Raw genomic sequence first — 606 nt, forward strand, 5'->3', positions numbered from 1 at the left:
ATCTCGTTCACTATGGGCATCATCTTTATGGTGACGTGTTTGTTCGCTGGCGGCGATTTTGTCCGTGAAGTCAGTGGCGGTAAACATTGGTCTATGTTTGCGCTAATGCAATCCATCACATTTGCAGGTGGTGTGTACGTCATCCTACAAGGTGTACGTATGGTTATCGCAGAAATCGTTCCTGCATTTAAAGGCATCTCAGACAAACTGGTTCCAAACGCAAAACCTGCACTGGATTGTCCGGTTGTGTTCCCATACGCGCCAAACGCGGTATTGGTGGGCTTCCTATCGAGCTTTGCAGCCGGTCTAGTGGGCATGTTCCTGCTGTACGTGATGGGTCTTACTGTGATTATCCCAGGTGTCGTTCCACACTTCTTTGTGGGTGCTGCGGCAGGTGTATTTGGTAATGCTACAGGCGGTCGCCGCGGCGCAATTCTAGGCGCGTTTGCACAAGGTCTACTGATTACTTTCCTACCTGTATTCCTAATGCCAGTACTGGGTGATCTTGGCTTTGCAAACACAACATTCAGTGATGCTGACTTCGGCGCGGTAGGTATCCTACTTGGTTTGATTGTTCGCTAAGTTTTCTCTCTGATGAATGCGGAA

Annotated in this window: 1 protein-coding gene; it reads left to right on the forward strand. The window is 49.0% G+C overall.

The window, feature by feature from the left end; all coding sequences use genetic code 11:
- On the forward strand, window positions 1-582 hold a 582-nt coding region (locus R7Z47_RS25700), incomplete at its 5' end, for a PTS transporter subunit IIC (protein ID WP_318130873.1).
- Between the last annotated feature and the right edge of the window lie 24 nt (window positions 583-606).

Origin of the sequence: Vibrio sp. 1641 (assembly GCF_033339995.1) — a bacterium.
Lineage (GTDB): Bacteria > Pseudomonadota > Gammaproteobacteria > Enterobacterales > Vibrionaceae > Vibrio > Vibrio alginolyticus.